This is a genomic window from Tistrella sp., from assembly GCF_002684955.1.
GTDB lineage: Bacteria > Pseudomonadota > Alphaproteobacteria > Tistrellales > Tistrellaceae > Tistrella > Tistrella mobilis.
Window position 1 is genome coordinate 387,205 of the sequence record NZ_NYWI01000029.1, and the last position, 19,358, is coordinate 406,562.

Genomic DNA, 19,358 nt, shown 5'->3' on the forward strand with positions numbered 1-19,358 from the left:
GCCATGACCCCGCCGCGCGACCGCCGTCAGGACCGGCGGATGGAGCAGGCCGCCGATCGCCAGGCCGCCCGCGAGGCGGCGAAACGCAAGGATCATGAGCCCGGGATCGGCCACCGGCTGGGGCAGATCGGCGTGCTCGGCTGGATGATCGTGACGCCGATGCTGCTCGGCCTGTTCCTCGGCCGCTGGTTCGACCGGCTGGCCGGCACCGGCATCACCTTCGCTGCCGCCCTGCTGATGGCGGGCGTGGCACTCGGCTTCTGGTCGGCCTGGAAATGGATGCATCGCCCATGAACGCCCTCTCGACCCTCACGGTGGATCCGACGGCGCTGGCGCTGGCATTTGTCGCGGGGCTTGCTGCCGGGGCCGGGTTTTTTCTGGTGCTGCGACGGAACACCGATCTCTTCGCCGGCGGCCGCATCGGTCTTGCCATAGCGATGCAGGTGGCGCGCTTCGCCGTTCTGGTGCCGGTTCTGGTGCTGGCGGCCCGCCAGGGGGCGGGGCCGCTGCTGGCGGCGGCCCTGGGTGTCCTGATCGCGCGGCGGGTGGTGGTCGGCCGGGTGCGCCGTCGATCCGCCGCCATGCTGCCCGATGGGGGGCGGTCGTCGTGATCGGATCACCGCTCGAAACCCCGATCGCCTTTCATCTGGGGCCGGTGCCGATCGCCACGCCGGTGCTGGTGACCTGGGGCATCATGATCCTGCTTGCCGGCGGTTCCTGGATGCTGACCCGGCGGTTGGAGCTGATGCCGGGCCGGATGCAGGCCGTGCTGGAACTGGTGGTCGAGGCCATCGACAGTCAGATCCGCGAGACCATGCGGGTGGAGCCTGCGCGGTTTCGCGCTCTGATCGGTACGCTGCTGGTGTTCATCCTGACCGCCAACTGGTCCTCGCTGGTGCCGGGTATCGAGCCGCCGACCGCCCATATCGAAACCGACGCAGCACTGGCCGCCATCGTCGCCGTCTCGGTGATCATCTTCGGCATCCAGGCGCAGGGGCTCGGCGGCTATCTGAAGACCTTTGCCGAGCCCAGCCTGGTGATGGTGCCGCTCAACCTCGTCGAGCAGATCACCCGGACCTTCTCTCTGGTCATCCGCCTGTTCGGCAATGTGATGAGCGGCGTGTTCGTGATCGGCATCGTGCTGTCGCTGGCGGGGCTTCTGGTGCCCATCCCGCTGATGGCCCTCGACCTGCTGACCGGGGCGGTGCAGGCCTACATCTTCGCCGTGCTCGCCATGGTGTTCATCGCCTCCGGGCTGGAAGGCGAGGGCGGCTCACCGTCCGCGCCCGACCATACGTCCACTGCTTCCTCCTCCCCTACCTCCTCCGGGACTGAGTCATGACCAACTGGATCGAGATCGTCAGCATCCTCGCCGCCGCGATGGCGGTGTCTTTCGGCGCCATCGGCCCCGCGCTCGGCGAAGGCCGGGCAGTGGCCGCCGCGATGGATGCCATCGCCCGCCAGCCCGAGGCGGCGCCCACCCTGTCGCGCACCCTGTTCGTCGGCCTCGCCATGATCGAGACCATGGCGATCTACTGTCTGGTGATCGCGCTGCTGGTGCTGTTCGCCAATCCTTTCGTCGGCTGATCGGCCCCTCGCCATGCATATCGACTGGTGGACGCTGGGCATCCAGGCGGTCAACGTCCTGGTTCTGATCTGGCTGCTCGGCCGCTTTCTGTTCAAGCCGGTGACGGCGATGATTGACCGGCGCCAGCAGGCGGCGCGGGCGATCCTCGGCGAAGCCGAGGCCGCGCGGCAGGCAGCCCTTGCCGAACGGGCGACCGCTGCCTCTGAACATGCGGCCCTGAAGGCCGGCCATGCCGCTGCCGAGGCCGCGGCGGTTGCGGCTGCAGATCGGGCGGCGGCCGCCGTGATCGATGCGGCACAGGCCGAAGCGGCGCGGATCACGGCGCGGGCTACGGAAGCGGCCGATCGCGCGGCGGCGGCGCGCACCACTGAAGTCGAGGCTGCAGCCAGGACCCTCGCAGCAAGGATCGCTGCGCGCCTGCTGGATCGCCTGCCGGTCGGAGCGCGCCTCGACGGCTTCATCGACGGGTTCGCTCAAGCCCTGGACGGCCTGCCCGATGCGGTCAAACGACGCTTCACCGATGGCGGTGAAACGCTGGTCCTGCTTGCCGCCACCGAGGTGAGCGCGGCCACCCGTGCAACGCTCGAAGCAGCCATCGGCCGGGTGCTCGGGTCAGTCCCGCCGCTGGAGATCAGGGTCGAGCCCGCCCTGATCGCGGGCTTCGAGGCCGCAGCCGATCATGCCGTGGTCACCAACAGTTTCCGCGCCGATCTGGCGCAGATTGCCCGGGAGTTCGCGCGCGATGACCGCCAGTGATCCGATCGAGGAGGCAGCCAGGGCCGAGGCCGGCGTCTGGCTGGCCGATGGCGAGGCCCGGCTCGATCGTGCCCGGCTGGGGGCTGCCGCCGAAGCGGTCGGCCGGGTGGAGCGTATGGGTGACGGCATCGCCCTGGTCTCGGGCCTGCCCGATATCCGGCTGATGGAGCTGCTGGATATGGGCGAGGGCCGCCGCGCCTTCGCGCTCACCCTCGACACCGGACGGATCGGCGCGGTGATGATGGATGACGGCGCCGGCATCGCAGCCGGCAGCCCTGTGCGCGGCACCGGCCAGGTGGTGACGGTGCCGGTGGGCCCGGGCCTGCTGGGCCGGGTCGTCGATCCGCTGGGCCGGCCGCTGGACGGGGGCGGGGCGGTGAAGGCGACGGAAACCCTGCCGGTCGAACGCCCTGCACCGGCGATCATGGATCGCGATCTGGTCACCGAGCCGGTGGAGACCGGCCTGCTGGTGGTGGATGCCCTGTTCGCTCTGGGGCGCGGCCAGAGGGAGCTGATCGTGGGCGACCGTGCCACCGGCAAGACGGCGGTGGCGGTCGACACGATCATCAACCAGGCCCATAGCGACATGATCTGCGTCTATGTCGCGGTCGGCCAGCGTGCGTCGGCCGTGCGCCGGGTGATCGATGCGGTGAAGCGTTTCGGGGCGCCGGAACGTACGGTGTTCGTGGTCGCCGGCGCAGGCGCGCCGGCCGGGCTGCAATGGATGGCACCCTTCGCCGGCATGACCATCGCCGAGGCGGTGCGTGATGCCGGCGGTCATGCGCTGATCGTGATCGACGATCTGACCCGCCATGCCGCAACCCACCGCGAACTCGCTCTGCTCACACATGAACCGCCGGGCCGTGAGGCCTATCCGGGTGACGTCTTCTATCTGCATTCCCGTCTGCTGGAACGGGCGGCCAAGCTGTCGCCGGAACTGGGCGGCGGCTCGCTGACCGCGCTGCCGATCGCTGAGACCGATGCCGGCAATCTTTCGGCCTATATCCCCACCAATCTGATCTCGATCACCGACGGCCAGATCGTTCTGGACCGCGGGTTATTTGCGGCCGATCAGCGGCCGGCGGTGGATGTCGGCCTGTCGGTCAGCCGGGTGGGCGGCAAGACCCAGACTGCCGCCCTTCGCGGGGCGGTGGGCCGGCTGCGGCTGGACTATGCCCAGTTCCTGGAGCTGGAGATGTTCACCCGCTTCGGCCGCATGACCGACACCCGCGTGCGCGACCGCATTCGCCGCGGCGAGGCGATCCGCGCCTGGCTGCGGCAGCCGCGCTATGCGGCACTCCGCCCGATCGACGAGATCGCCGTGCTGGTGGGGCTGTCGGAAGGCGTCTTCGACGGTCTGTCGAAGGATCAGGTGGAGACCGTCCGGCCGCGGCTGGCGGCACATCTGGACGCGTATGCACCCGGTGCTGCCCGGATCGTGGCGGCTGGCGGCAAGCTGGATGATGCCGCGCGGGCTGAGCTGGTCGCCGCCCTGAAGGAACTGACGGGTCATCTGCCGGCACCCGCTGCCACGGGGATAAACGGATGAGCGGCCGCCTCCACGACGTCGAAGCGCGGATCGGCACGGTTCGTCAGCTGGAGGCGATCGTGACCGCCATGCGCGGCATCGCGTCAGTCCGGGCGCGGGAAGCACGGGAACGGATACAGGCGGTTCGGGCCCATGCCGACATCGTCGGACGTGCGATCGGCGACGCCCTGGCGATGCAGGCGGGTGATGATCGGGGCGGGGTGCCACGGCGGGTGGTGCCGATGCGCACCGCCCTTCTGGTCGTCACACCCGATCAGGGCTTTGTCGGCGGTCTGCCCGACCGGCTGCTCGACCGGGCGATGGAAGTGGCCGGGTCGGCTCCGGTGGATCTGCTGATCGTGGGCGACCGCGGGTTGATGCTGGCGGGCGTGCGCGGGCTGGATGTGGCCTGGTCAGTGCCCATGTCGGCCCATGTGGATGACGTGCCGGCCCTTGCCGATCATGTTGCCGGCGCGCTCTATGACCGGCTCGATACCGGGCGGGTGCGGCAGCTGGCGGTGGTGCACGGGACGCCCTCGGCCGGCGGGGAGGGCAACACCGTCGAAATCATCCATCGCCAGCTGGTGCCGTTCGACTTCTCGCGTTTCCCGGTTTCTGGCCGGCGAGCGGCGCCGCTCATCACGCTGCCGCCTGCCGAGCTGCTGGACGGGCTGGCCGCGGAATACGTTTTCGCCGAACTCTGCGAGGTGTTGCTGCTCGCCTATGCGGCCGAGAACACCGCCCGCATGACCGCGATGATCGCGGCCAAGACGGGGATCGAACGGCGGCGCGAGGATCTGACCAATCTCGCCCGCCGGATCCATCAGGACGAGATCACCGACGAGATCATCGAACTTGCGACGGGCGGCATGGCTGTCGGACGCAACGGCGCCGGCTAGGATCGGGACGGGCCAGCACCGGAAGGGGTCAGGATCGGGAGGGGCGGCTCGCCGGCCTGGTTTCGACCTGCCCCATCCAGGCGGTCACCCGCTCTTCCAGCCGGTCGACTTCGCGATCGAAGGCGGCGAGATCACGAATGCCGTCTTCAAGCCGGGTCTTGAGGGCCCGATAGGCATCGTGCAGCTCCTGCTGATCGCGCGACAGCGCTCCACCCTCATTTCCGTCGTCATGCAGTTTGCGGGCCTGCATTTCGAGCATCGCGCCCATATCCTGAAGCTTCTTGGCGATCTGGTCGTGGCTGCTGCTGGTATCCATGGCGGTGGATCCTCCGACTGTGGCCATTGGCATCAGGACATCGGACCGCATCTTCCGGGATGCCAGAGGGGGGCGGCCGATGTCGCGTGGAAGACGCAGGACCGCCACGCTGCGCTCACTGCCCGCGCCGCATGCCCAGCGCCATCCCCCCGGCGGCCGTGAAGTTCCCCGCCATCGCCACCAGAATCGGCAGCAGATAGCTGCCCGAGGCGTCGTAGATATAGCCGGCGGCCGTGGGGCCAACCAGCGTGCCCACCGCCACGCAGGTATACAGAATGCCGATGATGCCGCTGACATTGCGGCTGCCGAAGGCATCCATCACCACCGATGGAAGCACGGCCACCCAGCCGCCATAGAACACGCCATAGAGGAAGGCGAAAAGGCCGAGCGCCCAGAGGCTGGAGAACCCGGCCCAGATGATCAGCGATGCGCCCATGCCGATATACATGCAGACCAGAGTCGTCCGCCGGCCCAGGCGGTCGGCGATCCCGCCGAGCATGAAGCGGCCGGCAGTGCTGCCGATACCGATCACGCCCAGAAGCAGTGCGGCAGTTGCGGGCGCCGTGCCGCGATCCGTGGCGTAGGGGACGAGATGGACGAAGGGCACGAAAACGCCGAAGGCCGAGATGGTGCCCGACAGATAGAGCTGAAAGAAGGCGCGTGAGCGCAGGGCTTCGGCGACCGACATGCCCGGCGCCGGACCGGTTCCCTGAACCGCGGCAGCTGTGCCGCCATCCGGCGCAAGCCCGCGATGGCGTGGATCCGCCTCCAGGAGCAGGGCCATGCCGGCGCCGAGGACAATCGCCGCGACGCCCATCACCACCCAGGCGGTTCGCCAGCCCAGGGCCTCGATCGCCAGAGACGCTGCCGGCGGAACCACCAGGGTACCGACGCCGATGCCAGCCACGGCGAGGCCCGAGGCGAAGGCGCGTTTGCGGGTGAACCAGCGCTGGACGCAGGCGATCGCCGGAACATAGGAACAGCCGACGCCCAGACCGACACCCAGGCCATAAGCGATATAGACCTGGTTCATGCTGGTCGCCTGTGCCGCCAGAATCATGCCCAACCCGACGAAGACCATGCCGGCCAGGGTGATCGGTCGTGCCCCCCAGCGATCCGCAATCGGACCGGTGATGAGACCGAGCGCGAAATACAGAAAACCGGCCAGGGAGAAGATCAGCGAGACTTCTCCGCGGGAGGCGCCGAACGTGCCCTGCAGCGGGTCGACGAAGGCGCTGAAACTGTAAGCCGCTCCGAAGCCGATGAACATTACGGCAAAGGCTGCGGCAACCACGAACCAGCCGTGGAAGACCGGGGATGCGGGGGAGGTGGTGGTCATGGGGAGCCCGGACGCCTTGATCTTGTTCTTCTGAGGAGGGGGACGAGAGGTCATCCGACCCGAAGGTCTTCTGCATACCCTGCGGTAGATTCCCGGCGAAGTCATCTTCTTCCGGAAGCGGCCGCATGTGGCAACAATTATCGGCCTTTGAAAAAATATGAATCATACGATGTTATAAGCCAGAAAGACGGGGGTAAAATAAGAACATTCCTGGCTATAATCCTTCACCCAGCCAGCCAACAAAACAGAGCTTAGACCTTTGCGAGACAGCCAACGCGCAGGAGACCGGTCATGAGCAGCAGTGGTGACGCCCGCGAACAGGCGCTGGAGGTGGCGGAACGGCTGGCCCCGCTGGGCCCGGTGGTCGTGAAGCGCATGTTCAGCGGGGCAGGGCTGTCCATCGACGGCGTGAACTTCGCCTTCGTGATCGGCGGCACCCTCTATTTCAGGGTCGACGACCAGAGCCGGCCCGCATACGAGGCCATGGGGCTGGAGCCGTTTCGCTATGACCGGCCCGGACGAACCGTCACCGTCGGGTCCTATTACGAGGCGCCGGACGAGGTTTTCGATGACGACGAGGCGCTTTGCGACCACGCATGGGCAGCCTGGCAGGCGGCGCTGACGGCATCTCGTGCCCGTCCTCCGAAAAAGCCCCGCGCCCCGCGACGCCGGGCGGCCGGCTGAGACACGAAAAGCTGCGACCACTGGCCGCGGCCTGGCTGCCATGAAGCTGCCACATGGCCGGGCTAGCATCCTGCACATGCCCATTCGTGCAGGAGCTGAACGGCATGGAGAAGACCGGGGTCGTCGACGCGCTCGGCCAGGTGCAGCTGTTGCTGCCGGCCTGGATCACAACCGCCCTTGCGGCAAATGACCGGCTGAAACTGTATCTGAGCGTCCTGCAGGCCGCCCGACATCGGGCGACCGGGCCCGGCGCTGCACCGGTGGACCTGACGCGCGAGGCGGCGGCTGCCGGCGTCGACGGCGCCTGGGCCAGCGAGGCGGTGGCAACCGCGACCCCCGATGCCGATGGCGTGCACCTGCCGGATCTGCCCCGGCTGCGGCAGCTGCTGGCTCAGGACCTGAAGCTGATGGCCCGACCACTGACCGACGGCGGCCATGACGAGACAGGCAGCTGGGCCCGGCGGGTTGCGGCCTGGGTGATCCGGCTCGACGGGATGGAGGGCAACCGGCTGGAGGATGCCGTGCTGACGGCGCTGACCGCCGGTCGCGACACGGTACCCGACGGCTTCCACCCGCTGGTGATGGATCTGCACAAGAGTCTGAACCGGCTGGCGACGGAACTGGCCGACGAGCAGATCGACGGCGCCCATGTCTGGGCCATCGCCGATGCCGACCGGCCGAGGATCGCCGCCTTCATGCGCGGGCTGAATCGCACCCGGCCGCTCAAATTCGATCACCCGGGCCTCGAGACCGCAGCGACCCGTGACGGGGAGCGGCTGCTGATCCAGAACGACATCGGCACCAACGACGCCCATGTTCTGGTCATCCAGGTTCAGGATCTGCGGATCAGCCTGACCTATTCGGATCTCCATCGCCAGCGCTTCGCCTTCTTTCAGACCATGCTGGGGATGATCGGCGCCGTGTGGTCGGACAGCGAAAGCCGCCGGACCCGCGGGCTGAATGCCGGCGAGGCCTATCACGTCGGCACCGCGATCTTCGATTGTGCGGACGAGGCGGCATTGCTCGGCACGCTGGAAGGTCTGGCCGCGCGGATCGTGTTCCTGATCGACTGGAACCGGGCACGCAAACGGCTGGCCCCCTTCGTGTCGAAGCTCGATGCGATTGCCGTCCTCACCGACGCGGCAACGCGTGAGGCAGGGCACATGGCCTGGCTGGTGGCCGGCGGGCCCGATCTGCTCCATGGTGCGATGCAGGCCGTGGGGCCCGAATACTTCCGCATCGGCGACCGGCTGGACGAGGTCATGGGCCGCACCGCCGCGATGGCCTTTCTGGTCGAGCTGATGGTGCGGGCGAAAGAGGCCCTGCTGCGCAATCAGCCGGCCGGGGTGGTGGCAGATGATGCCCGGGTGATGCTGCTGGCCCATCTTCGCCATCAGGTCAGCGAGTTCGAGGCACTGGCCGATCATGCCGGCTTCTGCCATGCGCTTGCCGAAGGGGTGCGGGACGGGCTGATCCATGGTCTTGAGCACGATGCAACGGCCGCAACCACTTTTGCCGACCGTGCCAAGACCTGGGAACGACAGGCCGACGAACTGGTCATGCGGCTGCGTGAACAGGCGGATCGCCAGCCCCATCGTCTGCCGATGCTGCGCCTGATCGAACGGGCCGACGACGTCGCCGATGCCTCTTGAAGAGGCCGCGTTCCTGCTGTCGGTGATCGCCGAGGGTCATGATCGGGGCTGGACGCCTGAGGTCCGCGAGGTGCTGCGCCGCCTGGCCGAGACCACCTTCACCGCCGCCCAGGACCATGTCCGCGCCCTGGCCATTGCGCGCAGCCTGGGGCCCGATGGCACAGCGGACGATCATGAAGAACTGGTGGCGGTCCTCTGGCGGATCGTCGGTGCCGAACGCGCCGCCGATCAGCTGTTGCGCGACGTCCGCCGCGTGCTCGCCCGCCACCTGACCGATGCCGCGACCCTTAATCTCGCCACCGATTTCGCGGCCGCTTTGGAACTCGCGACCGATGCCCTGCTGGTCACCGGCTATGGGCTGCGCGACCTCGCCTTCAGCCGCATGGGAGCCGGAGCATGACGCGCCAGACTGTGAAAAACGAGGGCATGGCCGGACCTTCCACCACCATCCCCGTCATCCTGCCGGGCGCTGCCCTGGCCGAAGATGCAAGCGCGGCGAGCCTTGGCAACAAGGCCTTCAATCTGGCCCGCATGGCGGCACTCGGCCTGCCGGTTCCGCCCGGCTTCGTGATCGGCACGGCCTGGTGCGCCCGGGCGCAAGATGTCGGGCCATCCCTGTGGCGCCCCGCGCTCGAGCGGCTGGAAGAGGCGACCGGCCGCGGGCTTGGGGATCCCCGCCGGCCTTTGCTGCTGTCGGTGCGCTCCGGTGCGCCGGTTTCGATGCCGGGCATGATGGAGACCCTGCTGAATATCGGGCTCTCAGACGCGACCGTCGATGGCATGCTTCGGCTGACCGGCCATCCGCGGCTCGTCTGGGATGCCTATCGCCGGCTGGTCGCAGGGTTCGGCGAGGTGGTGGCGGGTATCGATCCCGCCGCCTTCGATGCCGATCTGGACGCGATCCGCGGCACGGTGCCGGAGAGGGCGCTGGATTTCGACGCCCTGCGCAGATTGACCCGCCGGCATCTGGACACCTATGCCCGGGCCGCCGGCACGGCCTTCCCTCAGGATCCCGCCGATCAGCTTCAGGCGGCGATCCAGGCCGTGTTCCGCTCGTGGCAGGCGCCCAAGGCACGGTCGTGGCGGGCGTTGCATGCGATCGCCGACAGCATGGGCACGGCGGTGACCGTGCAGCAGATGGTGTTCGGCAATGCCGGCGGGCTCTCGGGTGCCGGTGTGGGCTTCACCCGCGACCCCACCACCGGCGTGCCCGGCCTCTGGGTCGATTTCCTGTTCAATGCCCAGGGTGAGGATGTCGTCGCCGGTCGCCGGTCGGCCGAGGGGCATGAGGCTTTGTCGGCCGCGGCACCGCATCTCTGGGCGGAACTGGTGGCGTCGGCGGCCCGGCTGGAACAGGCCTTCGGCGACATGCAGGACATCGAATTCACCATCGAGGATGGTCGCCTGTTCCTGCTTCAGACCCGCGACGGAAAGCGCACGCCGCTTGCCGCCGCACGCATCGCGCTCGATCTGCTGGACGAAGGGCTGATCGATGCCCGTACCGCCCGCGACCGTCTCCGATCCCTTGATCGCGCAAGCCTTGCCGAGCGGGTGATTGCCACGGCCGATGGACGGGTGGCCGAGCCGCTCGCCCGTGCGGCCAGCGCATCCGCCGGCGTGACGAGCGGGCCCATCGCCCTCGACGAAGCCCAGGTCGCGGCGGCGCGCGCCCGCGGCGAGGTCCCCATCCTGGTGCGCCGAGACGCGGAAACCCGGGATGTCGCCGCGCTCGACCGTGCCGGCGGGCTGCTCACCATGCGCGGCGCCCGCACATCCCATGCAGCCGTGGTGGCCCGGCAGCTCGGCAAGGTCTGTCTGGTCGGTTGCGGAGAGCTGATGATCGACGAGGCCGCGGGCCGGGTGGTGATCGGCGGCCGGATCTTCGGGACCGGCAGCCAGATCACGCTGGACGGCAATACCGGCACGGTTCATGCCGGTGCGCTTGAGGTGGTGACCCGCGAGCCCGAAGATCTTCTGGCCCGCATCGATACGGTCCTAGCCCCGGACTGATCCCAGGCGGGCGAGGCGTTCGAAACAGAGGTCGGTGGTGATGGCGAGCAGCCCGACCAGGACTGCTCCCTGAACCACATAAGCCGGGTTAGAGCCCGACAGCCCCTCGATGATCGGCGACCCCAGACTGACGGCACCGACGGTCGAGCCGATGGTGGCCGTGCCGATATTGATGATCACCGCCGTCCGGATGCCCGCCAGCATCACCGGGAAGGCAAGCGGCAGCTCGATGCGGAGCAGACGGCCGGTCGGGCCGAAACCGGCACCGTCGGCAGCTTCCTTCAATGCCGGCGGCAGGGCGCGGAGGCCGGCTGCCGTGGTTTCGACCACCGGCAGCACACCGTAACAGGCAAGCGCAATCAGCGTCGGCAGCGGACCATAGCCCACCGCCGGCACGGCCAGGGCAAGCACGGCAACCGGCGGAAAGGTCTGCCCCACGGCCGTCGCCATGTCGACCAGGCGGGCGAAATCACGGCCGGCGGGCCGGGTGACGAAAATGCCGACGGCGATGCCGACCAGGCAGATGATCACACTCGAGGCCGCCACCAGCCCGACATGCGAGAGCATGAGCGTCAGGAAATCGGTCCGGGTGTAGATCGGCCGGGGCAGGTCGGGATAGAGCGCCCGGAACAGGGGTTCGGCTGCCGGCATGGCGAGCGTCGCGATCACCAGCGCCGCAGCGGCCCAGGGCAGCGGATCGCGCCAGAGCGGGCGGCCCGGGCGACCGAGGGGCGGGGTGCCGGCAAGGCTCATCCTGCCACCAGCCCGCCCAGGGTCACCACCCCGAGCCGCCGACCAGAGGCATCGGCCACCGCCAGCCGATCGGCCCTGGCCGCCACCATGGCACCCAGGGCCAGGTCCAGCGGCATGTCCGGATGCAGGACCGGCCCGCCCGCGACATCGGCCCCCACCTCGATCCGCTCCGCCACCGTGCGGGTACGAAGCATGCGCAAACCGGCGAGCGGGCCGCCGACGAATTCCCGCACGAAATCATCCGCCGGCCGGGCGAGCAGGGCGGCCGGGCGATCGATCTGCACCAGCCGGCCATCACGCAGGATGGCGATGCGATGGGCGAGGCGAATGGCCTCGTCGACGTCATGGGTAACGATCACGATCGTCTTGCCCGTGGCCGTCTGAATGCGCTGGAGTTCGGTCTGGATCTCGTCGCGCGTGACCGGGTCGAGCGCGCCGAAAGGCTCGTCCATCAACAGAACCTCGGGATCGGCGGCCAGCGCACGGGCAACGCCCACGCGCTGCTGCTGGCCACCTGAAAGTTCATGCGGATGGCGGCCGCCGAACTCCGCCGGGTCCAACCCGACCAGATCAAGGAGTTCATCGACCCGCACCCGGATCCGGCCCCTGGGCCAGCCGAGCAGCACCGGCACGGTTGCGACATTGCGCGCCACCGTCCAGTGCGGGAACAGCCCGATGGACTGGATGACATAGCCGATGCGGCGGCGCAGTGCGACGGGCTCCAGGCTCGCGATGTCGGTGCGGCCGAGCGTGATCCGGCCGGTGTCGGGCTCGATCAGACGGTTGACGAGGCGCAGCGTGGTGGACTTGCCGGAGCCCGAGGGCCCGACCAGCGCACAGATCTCCCCCTCGGGCACCGTGAAGGAGAGGTCTTCGACCGCGGCGCGGTTGCCGTGGAATTTGCTCACCCCTTCGAAGACGATCATGCTCATGACGTGCGGGCTCCGGTCAGGCGGGTGGCGAGCCAGGCCGAGGCGGCGCGCAGCACCACATCGGCGGCGAGGGCGAGGGCGATCGCGGTCAGCGCCCCCAGCAGGACCAGATCGGTTGCGGTCTGACCCAGGCCCTGGAAGACGAAGGCGCCAAGCCCTCCGGCACCGATCAGCGCCGCGACCACCGCAAGGCCGATCGTCTGAACCAGCACGATCCTGAGACCCGCGAGCAGCACCGGCAGGGCCAGCGGCAGCGAGACCTGCACCAGGATCTGACGGTCGGAGAGCCCCATGCCGCGGGCGGCCTCTATCGCCGCCTCGGGCACCGAGGCGAAGCCGGCGACCACGCCGCGCGCCGTCGGCAGCAGGGCATAGAGGGCAAGGGCGATCACCGCCGGCGCCACGCCGATCCCCGACACACCTGCCGCCTTCAGCGCCGGCACGGCGGTGGCAAGGCTGGTCAACGGGCCGATCAGCAGGGCGAAAAGCGCGATCGAGGGCACGGTCTGGAGCAGGTTGAGCACGCCGAAGATCAAGGGCGCCGTGCCGCGCCGTGCCCGCGCCCAAAGGCCGAGGGCAGCACCTGACGGCAGAGCGATCGCAAGCGCCAGCGCCACCAGCTGCAGATGACGTAGGATCTCGACGCCGAACCGGTCGCGGCGAGCCATGTATTCGCGCATCAGCGACAGATCATCGAGCCGGCCAGAGGCGACCACTGCCCAGATCAGGCCGAGCAGGACCACCACACCCAGCGGCCCCAGCACCGGACCGGGCCTCAGCCGGGCCACGGCATCGATCAGGACCAGAAGTGCCGCGGCGGCCAGGATCCAGAAGCCGGCGCCGAAGGAGGTGCGGGCGGCGGTGCCGCGTTCGGCAAGAACCCCGGTGGCGATGTCGCCGGCAGCAAAGAGCAGGCCGAAGAACAGCAGGCCGGCAAGCGCCGCCGCGATCAGATCGGCACCGCGCCCGGGCCGGATCAGCGCGGTGGCACCCAGCCCCGCCAGGATCAGCACCAGGATGGCGAATTCGGCCCCCGGAAGGGCGTCGACGGCGGCCACGGCACGGCCGGACAGGATGCGGTTGGGGGCGATGGTCACGAAGCCCGCGAAAGCGGTCGCCGCCGCCATCGCCATCACCAGAACCGCCAGCAGCCGGTTGCCGCGCGGGGAGGGGCGCCCGGCGGGCGCCGCCTCGTCGTCGACGGCATCCAGGCCGTCGAGCGTGCTCACTTCAGCAGCCCTGCCTTCTTCAGATGGGCTTCAGCGACGGCCCGCGGATCCTGACCCTCGATCTGGACGCTGGCGTTCAGCGCCTGCAGGGTTTCGAGGTCGAGGGTCTGGAAAGCCGGCTCCAGCAGGCCCTCGATATCGGGATGCGCCTTCAGCACCGCACCGCGGATCACCGGGGCGGGTTCGTAGACCGCCTGGACGCCCTTGGTGTCTTCCATGACCTTCAGCCCGACCGCCGCGATGGCGCCGTCGGTACCGTAGACCATGGCCGAATTGACCCCGGAAGTACCTTCGGCGGCGGCCTTGATGGTGGCGGCGGTATCACCGCCCGACAGCACCAGCAGCTGGTCGGCCGAGAGCTTGAAACCATAGGCCTCCTGGAAGGCGGGCAGGGCGGCCGGGCTTTCCACGAACTCCGCCGAGCCCGCGAGCTTCACATCGCCGCCGCCGGCGACCCATTTGCCGAAGTCATCCAGCGTTGCGAGCTTCTGCGCCTCGGCCACATCGCCGCGCACGGCGATCGCCCAGGTGTTGTTGGCCGGCGCCGGCTGCAGCCAGACCAGATCATTGGCCTCGGCATCCAGCTGCTTCGCCTTGGCATAGGCGGTATCCGCCTTCTTCCAGGCCGGATCGGCATCGATGTTGAAGAAGAAGCCGGCATTGCCGGTATATTCCGGATAGATATCGATCTCACCCGCCAGCAGCGCCTCGCGCACGATCTTGGTCGGGCCGAGAGAGATCCGGTCGTTGACGGTATAGCCGGCATTCTCCAGCACCAGGCGGATGACATTGCCGAGCACCGCACCTTCGGTGTCGATCTTGGAGCCGACTGTGATGGCGTCGGCCGCACGGGCGGGGCCCGTCACGACGGCAGCGGTGCCGAGGGCGAGCGTGGCGGCGAGGGTGAGAAGGCCCGCACGGCGGAACAAGGTGCGGCGATCGATGGTCGGCATGGAGCGGCGTCCCCCATTGGTTCCTGACAAGACGGGGGCGGGTCTCTGCCGCGCCACCCCGGAACGTCTGCGACGTCTGTCTCTTTTCCGATGCCGGCGGCCTTTGGGCAGGCTGCCGGCGCGACGCGAACAACGGCAGCGGCGCCGTTCTCGTTCCGTCCATCCTAGCAGCCGTTTCCGCGCTTGCCGAACCCGAAGGGCGGAAATTCGCGCTGGACAGGCACCCAACTGACAGAATGGCGTCAGGAAGTCGCCCGCCCGCACATCATGATCCGACCCGCGCCTCAGATCCTGGCGAGCAGCGCCGCCAACGCCAAAGCCGCCGGTAGCGCCTGGATGAACAGGGATCTTGCGGCTCGCCGTTGCCGCACCGTAGAGCCCCGCCACCACAACCGAGACCAGGAAGAAGAGGAGGAAGGCGAAGCCCTCATCGCCACCGCGCACCAGACCATAGATCAGGCCGGCTGCCAGAAAGCCGTTATAGAGCCCCTGATTTGCGGCCAGAACCCGGGTCTGCGCCGCAAAATCGGCCGTGGTGCCGAAGGCCTTCCGACCGCGCGGCGTGTCCCAGAGGAACATCTCCAGGACGAGAATATAGGCATGGATGGCCGCGACCAGCGCGGCAAGGATCTGGGCAATCATGCGGGCCTCCGCGGGGTGGATGCCGCATGGGACAGTCCAGTCGGCTGTCTCAGTTAAGCCCGATGGTGACCATTGGGTCGATCTCCGATGACGCCAGGATTTCCGAGCCAGGTTCCGTGCTTTGCGACCGTATGCGATACCGCTATGCTCACAACACGAGACGATATCGGAGACGGCGCCCAGGTGAGGACAACACGGATCGGCAGACGGCTCCGACGGGGCGGTATCGCTGCGTGCCTTGCTCTCGGGGCAGCCTGTATGACCCCAGGCGCCGCCACGACGGCGGCAGCAGATCGGGCTTCCGTCGCACTCACCGAAACCGAACGGCTATGGCTGGCGACAAGCGGCCCGGTGACCATGTGCGTCGACCCGGACTGGGAGCCTTTTGAGCGGATCGACGAAGCCGGCCGGCATGTCGGCATCGCGGCCGACCTTCTCCGTCTGGTGGCGACACGGCTCGGCATCGACATCGTGCTCTACCCCACGGCCAGCTGGGATGAAAGCCTCGCCGCTTCGAAGGCCGGGCACTGCCGGATCCTCAGCTTTCTGAACCGGACGCCAGAACGTGAGCGCTGGCTGGTGTTCACCGCACCGATCTTTCGCGACCAGAACATCGTGATCACCCGTGAAGAGCACCCCTATATCGGCGACCTTCACGGGGTCAGCGCCGAGACCGTGGCCCTGCCGCGCGGCACCATGGTCGAAGAGCGGCTGCGACGGCTCTATCCCAATCTTCAGATCACCACCACCGGCAGCGAGCCCGAAGCGGTCGAGATGGTTTCGGAACGCCGGGCCGACATGACCATCCGGTCGCTGATCGTCGCCGCCTATGCGATCCGCAAGGAGGGGTTGTTTAATCTGAAGATTTCGGGCCAGGTTCCTGAATTGACGAATGAATTGCGGGTCGGCGTTCTGGCCGGAGAACCGATGCTGCGCGACATTCTGGACAAGGGCATCGCAACGGTCACGGCGCAGGAGCGGGACGCGATTTCCAATCGTCATGTCGCCGTACAGATCCAGCGCGGGATTGATTATCGCCTCGTCTGGCAGGTCGGTGCCGCAGCGGCGGTGCTCCTGCTGCTTGCGCTCTACTGGAACCGTAAACTGGCGCAGATGAATCGGGAACTGGTCCGCCTGTCGACCACAGACCCGCTGACCGGGCTGTTCAATCGGATGAAGGTCGACGGTTTCCTCGAGGAGGAACTGGCCCGTGGCCGACGAACCGGCCAGAGCTTCGGGGTGATCATGCTCGATCTCGACCATTTCAAGGCCGTCAACGATCAGCACGGCCACCAGCTGGGCGATGCCGTGCTGGTCGATGTGGCAGCCCTGCTGCGTGCCGGCCAGGGCCCGGGCGGCTTGGCAGGGCGCTGGGGCGGCGAAGAATTCATCCTGGTCTGCCCGGGGGCGGATCTGCCCGAAACCGCCCGGCGGGCCGAGGTGCTGCGGGCGGCCATAGCCGCCCATGGCTTCGCGGTCGGCCCCTGCACCGGCAGTTTCGGGGTTGCTGCCTGGCGCCCCGAAGACCGGGTCGAGGACATCGTGCGCCGGGCCGATGCGGCGCTTTACGATGCGAAACGCGCCGGCCGCAACCGGGTCTGCCGCGCGACGGATGAAACCAACGGCATGCGCGCGCAGGCAGCCGGCTGAACGATCAGCCAGCCACCGAGCGCAGCCACCCGGCCATCCCGGCCATGGCCGTATCACATTGCGGGAAACGCGCCACCGACCCCGGATGGACGGGGAAGTTGTGATGCATGTCGGGTGCATGCAGATGCGTCACCGACACCCCCTCCTCCGCCAGCCGGCGGGCGATGGCAATGCCTTCATCCCGCAGCGGATCATATTCGGCGGTCGCCACCAGCACCGGCGGCATATCCGGCAGAACACCCGCCCGCAGCGGCGACAGATCCGGATCCGCCGGATCACCATCGGGCGCATACTGGCGCCAGAACCAGTGCATCGCCTCGGCCGTCAGCCGATAGCCCGTGGCATTCTCGACATAAGAGGCATGGCCGCCCGAGGGATGATCGGTCGCCGGGTAAAGCAGCATCACCCCGGCGGGCCGCACCGCCGCCTGACCATCCGCGCCACCCGCCGCCAGCAGAACCCGGCGGGCCGTCACCATGGCGAGCTGCGCCCCGGCGCTGTCCCCGCCGAGCAATACCCGCCGCGGATCGCCACCGAAACCCGCCGCCTCGGCCACCGCCCAATGCCAGGCGGCGAGGGCATCATCCCGGGCGGCGGGGTAGGGATGCTCGGGCGCCAGCCGGTACTCGATCGAGAGAATGATCACCCCGGCCGCATTGGCCAGCAGCCGGCAGAAGGGATCATGGGTCTCCACCGACCCGAACACCCAGCCGCCGCCATGGGTATAGACCAGAACCGCCGGCGCCGACGTCATCCGCTCGGGCAGATAAAGCCGCCCGGTCAGTCCCGCCCCAATCACCACATCACGCACCCGCACCGCATTCGGCAGACCAGGGATCGCCTCGCGCGCCAAGAGCGCCCGCACCATCCCCTCCCGCGCCTCCCGCACCCGCGCGGCATCATCGGCAGGCGGGGGGCCGGAGACGGCGTCGAGCGCGTCGAGGTATTGGCGCAGGGCAGGGTCGATCGGGTGGCGGGGGGGCATGGGGGCGATCTCCTTGGGGCGTGCTCTGGCATGCGGATGGGCGGCAGATATCGTCGGAGATTGTCGGGAATGAGTCCACTTTTACGGGCACGGGAACGTCCTGCACCCGGAACGAAAAAGGCGTTCCAATATCATCCGGCCCGCCGCAAACTGCTGATGCTCGACGCAGCCGCCAATCGCTTGGAAGCCCTGCGCGGTGACAGGACTCGATCAGGGTCCATGATCGGTGGCTGCCATGCGTCATCTGTACAGAAGTCGGCCCCCGAGACGTCGAAATCGTGGACGCCCATTGAGTCCCACCTTGGCTGAGCCCCGCATGGAGGGCAGGGAGGCCCGACGGTGATGCCGACAAAATACGAGCCCATCCACCCCGGTGAGATCCTGAGCACCGAATTCCTCGACCCCCTCGGTGTCTCCGCAACGGAACTCGCACGCGCCATCCACGTGCCCCCCAATCGCGTGACCCGTCTGATCAACGGACAGGCCGCGGTGACTCCTGACACGGCGCTGCGACTGGCCCGCGCCCTGCGCACGACGCCGGAATTCTGGCTGAATTTGCAGATGCGATTTGATCTGGATATGGCCGCAGATGCGGGTGGAGTGATGGATGATATTCAGCCGATTGTTGCTATGTAAATAAATGCACTATTCGAACGGATCACACCTTGCCATCCCGCCTTTCAATGGCCTGGATCGCGCTCTCTGGCAGTGAGGCGTATAATGCCGCGATGTGCTTGGGTTCGGATACGGTCTTATCCACGATCATGTTCAGAAGCGTGATAGAGTGTCTCGGCAGTTTTCCGGTCGTCACGCAGGTCGATCTGGCCGGGGTGTACCGCGCTGTTTCCCACGACACGCACGATGTCGAGGGCCTGTTGCACCCTCGGGTCGAGCCCGCCCCTCACAAGCGCACCAATATCCTCGTTAATATTCTTTCCGGGCTGACCCAACTCCTTGCAGAGCTTCTGAATTGCAAGACGGATGAGTGCCGCCGCCCCCCTGGGTGACTGATCAAGGATTGCGCTTGCTTCATCATAGTCCCGGCGGATGTCTTCGGGCATGTCCGGATTGGCGGCCGGTGCGCCGCCCGCACGGGGATACACGATCGTGTCGTAAATCCAGACCGCGACCTTGTCGCAACTCATGCACTTGCTAAAATTCATTGCTTGGATCTCACGCCCAGGAAAATTATTCTGTGCGCTGGAGAGTTCCGGTGCCTTCCGTTCTTGTGAAGAGCATAAGAGCCCGTCCGGAATGTTATTAAATCCGGTGAATCTGTTGTGATTCGATGCCGCCCCAAAGGAAATGGGAGCGGACAGAATGTGGACGACGGAACCCCGCCGTGTTTATGAGCGGCCGGGGCTGAGATATCCGAGCGACCTGACGGATGAAGAATGGGCGCTGGTCGAACCGCTGATCCCGCCCGCGAAGCGCGGCGGTCG

The 19,358-nt window shown here is 67.8% G+C and carries 20 protein-coding genes and 2 pseudogenes; 13 read left to right on the forward strand and 9 right to left on the reverse strand.

The genetic code is table 11. From position 1 onward, the window contains the following. Positions 1 to 3: 3 nt before the first annotated feature. Genes CMO28_RS08765 through CMO28_RS08795 form a run of 7 tightly spaced genes read left to right on the forward strand, consistent with a single transcriptional unit; the run spans position 4 to position 4,771 of the window. Entirely contained in the window at positions 4 to 294 is a 291-nt protein-coding gene (locus CMO28_RS08765) for an AtpZ/AtpI family protein (protein ID WP_014745168.1), read from the forward strand. Continuing rightward, positions 291 to 611, forward strand: a complete 321-nt coding sequence (locus CMO28_RS08770; RefSeq protein WP_014745169.1) for an ATP synthase subunit I — start codon at positions 291 to 293, stop codon at positions 609 to 611. The genes CMO28_RS08765 and CMO28_RS08770 overlap by 4 nt, the downstream gene beginning before the upstream one ends. Further along, on the forward strand, positions 608 to 1,342 hold the full coding sequence (locus CMO28_RS08775; protein WP_296712579.1) for a F0F1 ATP synthase subunit A: 735 nt from the start codon (positions 608 to 610) through the stop codon (positions 1,340 to 1,342). The genes CMO28_RS08770 and CMO28_RS08775 overlap by 4 nt, the downstream gene beginning before the upstream one ends. Next, positions 1,339 to 1,587 carry a F0F1 ATP synthase subunit C gene (locus CMO28_RS08780; protein WP_014745171.1) on the forward strand — a complete coding sequence of 83 codons (249 nt, stop codon included), beginning with the start codon at positions 1,339 to 1,341 and terminating at the stop codon, positions 1,585 to 1,587. Before CMO28_RS08775 ends, CMO28_RS08780 begins: the two co-directional genes overlap by 4 nt. Before the next feature lie 13 nt (positions 1,588 to 1,600). Next, a complete protein-coding gene (locus CMO28_RS08785) occupies positions 1,601 to 2,344 on the forward strand; it encodes a hypothetical protein (RefSeq protein ID WP_296712585.1) in 744 nt (247 codons plus the stop codon). Further along, on the forward strand, positions 2,331 to 3,893 hold the full coding sequence (locus CMO28_RS08790) for a F0F1 ATP synthase subunit alpha (RefSeq protein ID WP_296712587.1): 1,563 nt from the start codon (positions 2,331 to 2,333) through the stop codon (positions 3,891 to 3,893). Before CMO28_RS08785 ends, CMO28_RS08790 begins: the two co-directional genes overlap by 14 nt. After that, positions 3,890 to 4,771, forward strand: a complete 882-nt coding sequence (locus tag CMO28_RS08795; RefSeq protein WP_296712589.1) for a F0F1 ATP synthase subunit gamma — start codon at positions 3,890 to 3,892, stop codon at positions 4,769 to 4,771. The genes CMO28_RS08790 and CMO28_RS08795 overlap by 4 nt, the downstream gene beginning before the upstream one ends. A gap of 28 nt (positions 4,772 to 4,799) precedes the next feature. Here CMO28_RS08795 and CMO28_RS08800 read toward each other — a convergent pair whose 3' ends face one another. Next, positions 4,800 to 5,087 (reverse strand): hypothetical protein, encoded by a 288-nt coding sequence (locus CMO28_RS08800; RefSeq protein WP_296712592.1) that lies wholly within the window; start codon positions 5,085 to 5,087, stop codon positions 4,800 to 4,802. A 115-nt stretch (positions 5,088 to 5,202) separates the two neighbouring features. Next, positions 5,203 to 6,426, reverse strand: coding sequence for an MFS transporter (locus CMO28_RS08805; protein WP_296712594.1), 1,224 nt, complete (start codon positions 6,424 to 6,426; stop codon positions 5,203 to 5,205). Positions 6,427 to 6,717: 291 nt separating this feature from the next. Between CMO28_RS08805 and CMO28_RS08810 the strand changes: the two genes are divergently transcribed. From CMO28_RS08810 to CMO28_RS08825, 3 genes and pseudogenes are all read left to right on the forward strand, one after another. Then, the gene (locus CMO28_RS08810; protein ID WP_296712597.1) at positions 6,718 to 7,110 is read left to right on the forward strand and encodes a TfoX/Sxy family protein; all 393 of its coding nucleotides are present in this window, start codon (positions 6,718 to 6,720) and stop codon (positions 7,108 to 7,110) included. A 104-nt stretch (positions 7,111 to 7,214) separates the two neighbouring features. Then, positions 7,215 to 9,162, forward strand: a pseudogene (locus CMO28_RS08815) (phosphate transport regulator). A 26-nt stretch (positions 9,163 to 9,188) separates the two neighbouring features. Beyond that, positions 9,189 to 10,772, forward strand: coding sequence for a PEP/pyruvate-binding domain-containing protein (locus tag CMO28_RS08825; RefSeq protein WP_322111319.1), 1,584 nt, complete (start codon positions 9,189 to 9,191; stop codon positions 10,770 to 10,772). Here CMO28_RS08825 and CMO28_RS08830 read toward each other — a convergent pair. From CMO28_RS08830 to CMO28_RS29920, 5 genes and pseudogenes are all read right to left on the reverse strand, one after another. Beyond that, on the reverse strand, positions 10,758 to 11,525 hold the full coding sequence (locus CMO28_RS08830) for an ABC transporter permease (RefSeq protein WP_062767668.1): 768 nt from the start codon (positions 11,523 to 11,525) through the stop codon (positions 10,758 to 10,760). The two genes, CMO28_RS08825 and CMO28_RS08830, sit on opposite strands and share 15 nt — an antisense overlap. Beyond that, positions 11,522 to 12,451, reverse strand: coding sequence for an ABC transporter ATP-binding protein (locus CMO28_RS08835; RefSeq protein ID WP_322111320.1), 930 nt, complete (start codon positions 12,449 to 12,451; stop codon positions 11,522 to 11,524). Before CMO28_RS08835 ends, CMO28_RS08830 begins: the two co-directional genes overlap by 4 nt. A gap of 2 nt (positions 12,452 to 12,453) precedes the next feature. After that, positions 12,454 to 13,686 carry an ABC transporter permease gene (locus CMO28_RS08840; RefSeq protein WP_296712620.1) on the reverse strand — a complete coding sequence of 411 codons (1,233 nt, stop codon included), beginning with the start codon at positions 13,684 to 13,686 and terminating at the stop codon, positions 12,454 to 12,456. Then, entirely contained in the window at positions 13,683 to 14,639 is a 957-nt protein-coding gene (locus tag CMO28_RS08845; RefSeq protein ID WP_062767672.1) for an ABC transporter substrate-binding protein, read from the reverse strand. The genes CMO28_RS08840 and CMO28_RS08845 overlap by 4 nt, the downstream gene beginning before the upstream one ends. 402 nt (positions 14,640 to 15,041) lie before the next feature. Next, positions 15,042 to 15,281: pseudogene (locus CMO28_RS29920) on the reverse strand (DUF1304 domain-containing protein); the annotation flags it as partial. A 258-nt stretch (positions 15,282 to 15,539) separates the two neighbouring features. Here CMO28_RS29920 and CMO28_RS08855 point away from each other — a divergent pair. Next, complete coding sequence (locus CMO28_RS08855) at positions 15,540 to 16,931, forward strand: diguanylate cyclase (RefSeq protein WP_296712625.1); 1,392 nt, start codon at positions 15,540 to 15,542, stop codon at positions 16,929 to 16,931. Positions 16,932 to 16,935: 4 nt separating this feature from the next. On the opposite strand, the gene CMO28_RS08860 is transcribed toward CMO28_RS08855, so the two are convergent. Next, positions 16,936 to 17,916, reverse strand: coding sequence for an alpha/beta hydrolase (locus CMO28_RS08860; protein ID WP_296712631.1), 981 nt, complete (start codon positions 17,914 to 17,916; stop codon positions 16,936 to 16,938). Between the two features lie 342 nt (positions 17,917 to 18,258). Here CMO28_RS08860 and CMO28_RS08865 point away from each other — a divergent pair, with 342 nt between their 5' ends. After that, positions 18,259 to 18,552 carry a HigA family addiction module antitoxin gene (locus CMO28_RS08865; protein WP_296712633.1) on the forward strand — a complete coding sequence of 98 codons (294 nt, stop codon included), beginning with the start codon at positions 18,259 to 18,261 and terminating at the stop codon, positions 18,550 to 18,552. Between the two features lie 116 nt (positions 18,553 to 18,668). Here CMO28_RS08865 and CMO28_RS08870 read toward each other — a convergent pair whose 3' ends face one another. Next, on the reverse strand, positions 18,669 to 19,061 hold the full coding sequence (locus CMO28_RS08870) for a DUF4145 domain-containing protein (RefSeq protein WP_296712637.1): 393 nt from the start codon (positions 19,059 to 19,061) through the stop codon (positions 18,669 to 18,671). 175 nt (positions 19,062 to 19,236) lie between these two features. On the opposite strand from CMO28_RS08870, the gene CMO28_RS08875 reads away from it, so the two are divergent. Beyond that, the coding region (locus CMO28_RS08875) for a transposase (protein WP_416370963.1) at positions 19,237 to 19,358 on the forward strand (122 nt) is incomplete at its 3' end.

Coding starts and splice junctions, on each gene's coding strand:
- CMO28_RS08805 (WP_296712594.1), bottom strand. CDS start 6,426: ATGACCACCACCTCCCCCGCATCCCCGGTCTTCCACGGCTGGTTCGTG.
- CMO28_RS08865 (WP_296712633.1), top strand. CDS start 18,259: ATGCCGACAAAATACGAGCCCATCCACCCCGGTGAGATCCTGAGCACC.
- CMO28_RS08825 (WP_322111319.1), top strand. CDS start 9,189: ATGGCCGGACCTTCCACCACCATCCCCGTCATCCTGCCGGGCGCTGCC.
- CMO28_RS08780 (WP_014745171.1), top strand. CDS start 1,339: ATGACCAACTGGATCGAGATCGTCAGCATCCTCGCCGCCGCGATGGCG.
- CMO28_RS08870 (WP_296712637.1), bottom strand. CDS start 19,061: ATGAGTTGCGACAAGGTCGCGGTCTGGATTTACGACACGATCGTGTAT.
- CMO28_RS08810 (WP_296712597.1), top strand. CDS start 6,718: ATGAGCAGCAGTGGTGACGCCCGCGAACAGGCGCTGGAGGTGGCGGAA.
- CMO28_RS08830 (WP_062767668.1), bottom strand. CDS start 11,525: ATGAGCCTTGCCGGCACCCCGCCCCTCGGTCGCCCGGGCCGCCCGCTC.
- CMO28_RS08770 (WP_014745169.1), top strand. CDS start 291: ATGAACGCCCTCTCGACCCTCACGGTGGATCCGACGGCGCTGGCGCTG.
- CMO28_RS08835 (WP_322111320.1), bottom strand. CDS start 12,451: ATGATCGTCTTCGAAGGGGTGAGCAAATTCCACGGCAACCGCGCCGCG.
- CMO28_RS08790 (WP_296712587.1), top strand. CDS start 2,331: ATGACCGCCAGTGATCCGATCGAGGAGGCAGCCAGGGCCGAGGCCGGC.
- CMO28_RS08785 (WP_296712585.1), top strand. CDS start 1,601: ATGCATATCGACTGGTGGACGCTGGGCATCCAGGCGGTCAACGTCCTG.
- CMO28_RS08795 (WP_296712589.1), top strand. CDS start 3,890: ATGAGCGGCCGCCTCCACGACGTCGAAGCGCGGATCGGCACGGTTCGT.
- CMO28_RS08845 (WP_062767672.1), bottom strand. CDS start 14,639: ATGCCGACCATCGATCGCCGCACCTTGTTCCGCCGTGCGGGCCTTCTC.
- CMO28_RS08765 (WP_014745168.1), top strand. CDS start 4: ATGACCCCGCCGCGCGACCGCCGTCAGGACCGGCGGATGGAGCAGGCC.
- CMO28_RS08860 (WP_296712631.1), bottom strand. CDS start 17,916: ATGCCCCCCCGCCACCCGATCGACCCTGCCCTGCGCCAATACCTCGAC.
- CMO28_RS08855 (WP_296712625.1), top strand. CDS start 15,540: ATGACCCCAGGCGCCGCCACGACGGCGGCAGCAGATCGGGCTTCCGTC.
- CMO28_RS08800 (WP_296712592.1), bottom strand. CDS start 5,087: ATGGATACCAGCAGCAGCCACGACCAGATCGCCAAGAAGCTTCAGGAT.